Here is a 5,624-nt window from a genome sequence, read left to right as displayed (position 1 = left end):
CGCCCGGCTACCATCCTGCCATCGGACGGGTTGCATCAGCACGACGAGAGATCGGGTTCTTTTCGGTCTTTAATATGCTCGGCCCGCTGCTCAACCCTGCAGGCGCCTCGGCACGTCTGATCGGTGTTGGTGATCCGCGGCATATTCCTCCGATAACCGGTGCACTTGCAAACCTTGGAGTCTCCCATGCAATGGTGGTTCATGGAGACGGAACTGACGAGATAACTATCACCGGCGAGACCGTTGTCTATGAATTAAACCACGGAACTATATGCAGGTATACCCTGACACCAGAAGAGTTTGGGATTACCCGTGTCTTTCGGGATGCCATCACAGGAGGGAGTCCCACAGAGAATGCAGAGATAATTCTGGAGGTCTTCTCAGGGAAACAAGGTCCTTGTCGGGATATCATTCTCCTGAATGCTGCTGCGGCGATATACCTGGGGGAACAATCTTCCTGCCTCTATGACGGGTTTCGGAAGGCTCAAGAGGTGATTGATTCAGGACAGGCATACCGTCTCATCCAAGCACTTCGGAGGGACGTATGATCCTTGAAGATATAGTGGCATCAGCCCACCGCCGGGCATCCCTGCTTCCTGGTTCCTTTCAGACATCTTCCCATACACCAATCAGCCTGAAAGAGGCAATTATTCAGAAACAGAGATCACATGCCCGTCCGGTTATTGCTGAGCTGAAGTTTGCATCTCCGTCGCGAGGTGTTATCAGAAGAGAAGGACAGCCAGAAATGATCGCAACAGACCTGGTTCGTGGCGGGTGCTGTGCCCTATCGGTACTGACAGAACCTGAATACTTCTCCGGATCTGCCAGCATCATCCCGGCCATCAGGGACAGGGTGACCGTTCCAATCCTGAGAAAGGACTTCATTGTACATGAGCAGCAACTTGATGAGACCCGTGCTCTCGGAGCAGATGCGGTCCTTCTCATTGCCTGTGTTCTTGGTGAGAATACCGCATATTTTGTCGATGCAGCAAAAAAACGGGGACTTGAACCACTGCTTGAAGTGCATAGCAGACAGGAGGCACGAATGGCCATTGACACCGGAGCGGATCTCATCGGGATTAACAACCGTGATCTTCGTTCGTTCAAAACCGACCTGTCCACAACAAAGCGGATTGCGCCCCTTATTCGTGAGGCAGGCAGGACGGTGGTGTCTTTAAGCGGGATGATATGGCCCTGTGATATCAGGTTCATGAGTGCCTATGCAGACGGGTTTCTGATCGGATCAAGTATCATGTCCTCAAAGAATCCTAAAAAACGACTGGAGGGATTGGTATACGCATAAAGATCTGCGGCATTACAAGACCTGAAGATGCACGCCTTGCTGACAGGGCCGGAGCTGATGCCATAGGGGTTGTCCTCTTTTCGGATTCCCCCCGCTCCGTATCGGTAGCGCAGGCATCAGACATTTTCAGGGCAGCAGGACCATACATGGGACGGGTGTGTGTATCCCATACCAGTTCTCCCGGTGAACTGAGAGAGATCCTTGCGCTTCAGCCAACGGCGATTCAGATCTCACACCCCCATATTCTCCCTGCCTCTCGTCCATACCAGGTCATAAGAGTCATCAGGCCCGGTGATCCGATCCCATCAGCTGCCGACGCCGTGATCGTTGATGCAAGTATGGGAAGAGGAGTTATCTATGACCATGAATACTCGAAAACTATCATATCCATGTCAAAAATACCAGTAATACTTGCCGGGGGACTTACCCCGGAAAATATCAGGGATGCAGTACGGCTGCGGCCATATGCAGTCGATGTTGCATCAGGTGTCGAATCATCTCCTGGCATTAAGGATGCAGAGAAAGTGATGGCATTTGTAAAAAACGCACGGGAGGCATCTCATGCAGCTTAATACCCGGCTTGGTGAGTATGGCGGATGCTTTGTACCGGAAACCCTTATGGGAGCCCTGGAAGAACTGGAAGACGCATACCTGAAAATATTGCCGGATAAGTCATTTCAGACCGAACTGAACGAGTACCTGACGACATACGCCGGGCGTGAGACACCGTTGACATGGTGCAGAAATGTCTCACGGGATCTGAAGTGTACCGTATATCTAAAACGCGAGGACCTTCTCCATTCCGGTGCCCATAAATTAAACAATGCACTTGGCCAGGCTCTCCTTGCAAAACACATGGGTAAAAAACGACTGATAGCCGAGACCGGTGCAGGACAACACGGGGTGGCAACAGCTATTGCTGGAGCAGTCCTTGGTCTTGAAGTGGACGTGTTCATGGGTGAAGTGGATATCGCCCGTCAGGCCCTCAATGTGGCACGGATGAATATGATGGGGGCACGAGTCATCCCGGTGACGAGTGGAACCCGGACACTCAAGGATGCCATGAACGAAGCACTTCGCGACTGGGTAGCCAGAGTATACGATACCCACTACCTGATAGGGACGGTTGCCGGACCCCATCCCTACCCGGTTCTGGTCAGGGATCTCCAACGGGTTATCGGGGATGAGACAAAAAAGCAGATTTTAAAAGCCGAAGGAAGACTGCCTGATGTTATCATCGCCTGTATTGGCGGGGGATCCAATGCGATTGGAATCTTTCATCCATTTATCAATGATCCATCCATCAGTATGTACGGCGTGGAAGCAGGAGGGGAGGGGCTGGACAAGAAACACGGGGCGTCACTGTGTGGAGGAAGACCTGGAGTACTTCACGGGAATTATTCATATCTTCTTCAGGATGCCTTTGGTCAGATCATTGAGTCACATTCCATATCTGCCGGGCTTGATTACCCGGGAGTCGGTCCTGAACATGCGATGCACAAAGATTCAGGACGGATCATCTATACCGCAATAACGGATACCGAGGCCCTTGAGGCATTCCTCTACCTTTCCAGGATGGAAGGCATCGTTCCTGCACTTGAATCATCACATGCGGTCGCCTTTGCACGAAAACTTGCTCCTGAATTATCAGAGGACGCTGTCGTCATCATCAACCTCTCCGGAAGGGGCGATAAGGATGTGGAAACGGTCATGAGATATATGGAGGGGAAACGATGAACCGTCTCAAAGTGGCATTTCAAAACCGTACAAAAAGCCTTCTTATGACCTTTACCGTTGCTGGCGATCCGGATTATGCGACCAGTCTGGAGATTGTCCGGGCACTTTTGAATGGTGGGGCAGATATCATTGAACTTGGTCTTCCCTTCTCTGACCCGGTTGCTGACGGACCGGTCATTCAGAAGGCTGATCAACGGGCACTTGCTTCAGGGATGAATACCGACCGGTTCTTCGATCTTGTCAGGGATATACGAAGGGAGTCTGATATCCCGCTCGTGGTCCTTACCTACACCAACCTGATACTTCAGCGGAATATCAGAAAATTTTACCAGGATGCTGCTGATGCCGGGATAGATGCCGTCGTGGTTGCCGATCTGCCGTATGAGGAGGCTGGTCCGTATATTGACGCCGCAGAGGCAGTTGGGGTCGCCCCGGTCATGATGGTCAGCACAACCACCTCGCCAGAGCGTCTTTCAAAAATCCTGACCGTTCATAGTGGATTTATCTACCTGGTCGCGGCTCTTGGTGTCACCGGGATGCGATCACATACTGACCCTGTGGCACGAAACCTGCTTTTGGATCTGAAAAAAAGGACAAATATACCGGTTGCACCAGGATTTGGTATTTCTGACCGGGAACAGATTCGGGAATGGGCTGATGCAGGGGCTGATGCAGTCATTGTGGGGTCTGCCCTGGTCAGAAAAATTGAAGAATGCCTCAACGAGCCGGATACCCTGGTTCCTGGTATAACAGAATTTGTCCAATCACTCATCAAAGAATGAATCAGGGGCGGTTACAGCACCCGTCGCGAATGAGCGGGAGGCAGATCATAAACCGGGATCCGGTTCCCGGTCCGTCACTCTCCACCCATACTCTCCCTCCATAGCACTCCATCACCCGTTTTACTATGGCAAGCCCAAGACCTGAGGACTGCCGATCATGCCGTGACTGGTCGGCCATGTAAAACTCATCAAACACATGTAACGCCTCTTCCGGAGAAAGGCCGATACCAGTATCCTCAAAGATGATAGTGACTGCCTGATCATCTGCCTGGGCATAAATCCGAATCATACCACCAGTACCGGTATACTTGACTGCATTGCTCATCAGGTTTTCAAACACTGATGAAGCATCCCGGTTTGAAAAATTAATCGTCAGATCCTGGGGAACACGTACCTCTACGGTCAGGTTTTTCTGTTGAATAAATAACCATTGCTTCTCTACAGCCTGATGAATGAGGGCAGCCGGATGGATCATCTCAAACTCAACCACCCCTTCCTGCCTGGTGAGTCTGGCCAGGGTGAGAATCTTTTCTATCTGTTCCCTGATTGAGTACACGGACCTGAGAAGAACCCCAAAGAGTTCACGCCTCTCATTATCCTGTTCCTCATGAAGAAGCGTAGGCAGCAGGGCCACGAGCGGGGTAAGTGGTGTTTTCAGGTCATGCCCCAGCTGGTTGATAAAATCATCCTTCTGTTTAAGAAGCCTGCTTACTTCATCAGTCCGTTCCCTGACACGATCATCTAGTTCACGGTTCATTTTTATGAGCCGGATGGTCAGATAGTCAAGCTCACGGTTTTTATCTTCAAGCACCTGTGCATACTCCCTGAGCTGTGCTTGTGCCTGCTTTCGCCCACTGATATCTCTGGCAACCACCAGGATGGCCATCTTTCCCTGATACCTGATCGTCATGGTAGAGACTTCAACTTGTAAAATCTCTCCTTTAAGACCGACAAACCACTCTTCAACAGGAGGGTTTGCCGGTGTTCCGGATAAGGATGAATCAACCCGGGAAGTAACGAGAGGGATGTAATCAGGATGTACAAATGAAAGGGGATCCTGACCAACTATCTCCTCATCCTTTTCAGCCCCAAAATGTCTGATCCCGGCCGGGTTTGCATACAATATCTGTTTGCCGTCATGCACATAGATGGCATCTGGAGAGAGTTCGATAAGGGTCCTGTATCGCTCCTCACTCTCCCGCAATGCCTGGTATGCCTGCATAAGTTCACGGGTCCGCTCACTTACCAGAATTTCCAGCTCTTCGCGGGATTTTTTGAGGGCTTCTTCCGCCTGTTTTCTGGAAGTTATATCACGGATGCATTCGATGGCACCGACAATCTCGCCATCAGGGTTTCTCAGCGGAGACGCAACACCCCACAGATACACAACCTCCGGACCGAGACAGGTCATATACGCCTCGCCGATGATGATATCCCCGTCCCGCCTGAAATTATAGTATTTTTCCGGGGTACCCTGAACAGGGTTGAGTGCCATATCTACCAGGATCGGTCTTTTTTCACCATAGAACGGGACTGCGTATGCATAATCACCCTTTCCAACCATCTCCTCTGCGGCAATTCCGGTAAGAGCGACCATGGCACGGTTCCAGAATATCACCTCTCCCTGCAAATTGATAACAACGGTTGCATCCGGGAAAAAGTCGATGACATCGGCGAGTTGTTGTTTAGACTCCCTGATTTCATCCTCCGCCTTTTTCCTTTCAGATATGTCAATAATGACTCCGCGAAGCCCGGTTGTTACACCTTCTTTATAAACCGGAGCAGAATGGATTATGACCGGG

5 protein-coding genes and 1 pseudogene are annotated in these 5,624 nt (G+C 50.9%); 5 read left to right on the top strand and 1 reads right to left on the bottom strand.

Going from position 1 to position 5,624, the window contains the following annotated elements; translation table 11 throughout:
* The 5 genes and pseudogenes from PLA23_RS09870 to trpA all read left to right on the top strand — a co-directional run.
* A pseudogene (locus PLA23_RS09870) lies at positions 1-548 on the top strand (anthranilate phosphoribosyltransferase); the annotation flags it as partial.
* On the top strand, positions 545-1,303 hold the full coding sequence (locus tag PLA23_RS09865; RefSeq protein ID WP_324475053.1) for an indole-3-glycerol-phosphate synthase: 759 nt from the start codon (positions 545-547) through the stop codon (positions 1,301-1,303). The pseudogene PLA23_RS09870 and the gene PLA23_RS09865, both read left to right, overlap by 4 nt.
* Positions 1,288-1,875, top strand: a complete 588-nt coding sequence (locus PLA23_RS09860) for a phosphoribosylanthranilate isomerase (protein ID WP_324475055.1) — start codon at positions 1,288-1,290, stop codon at positions 1,873-1,875. Before PLA23_RS09865 ends, PLA23_RS09860 begins: the two co-directional genes overlap by 16 nt.
* A complete protein-coding gene (gene trpB, locus PLA23_RS09855) occupies positions 1,865-3,040 on the top strand; it encodes a tryptophan synthase subunit beta (protein WP_324329879.1) in 1,176 nt (391 codons plus the stop codon). The genes PLA23_RS09860 and trpB overlap by 11 nt, the downstream gene beginning before the upstream one ends.
* The gene (gene trpA, locus PLA23_RS09850) at positions 3,037-3,822 is read left to right on the top strand and encodes a tryptophan synthase subunit alpha (protein WP_324329881.1); all 786 of its coding nucleotides are present in this window, start codon (positions 3,037-3,039) and stop codon (positions 3,820-3,822) included. Before trpB ends, trpA begins: the two co-directional genes overlap by 4 nt.
* A 1-nt stretch (position 3,823) precedes the next feature.
* On the opposite strand, the gene PLA23_RS09845 is transcribed toward trpA, so the two are convergent.
* On the bottom strand, positions 3,824-5,624 hold a 1,801-nt coding region (locus tag PLA23_RS09845), incomplete at its 5' end, for a PAS domain-containing sensor histidine kinase (RefSeq protein ID WP_324475051.1).

The sequence above is a fragment of the Methanospirillum sp. genome (assembly GCF_035406105.1).
Lineage (GTDB): Archaea > Halobacteriota > Methanomicrobia > Methanomicrobiales > Methanospirillaceae > Methanospirillum.
This window is presented reverse-complemented; position numbering and strand designations above follow the sequence as displayed.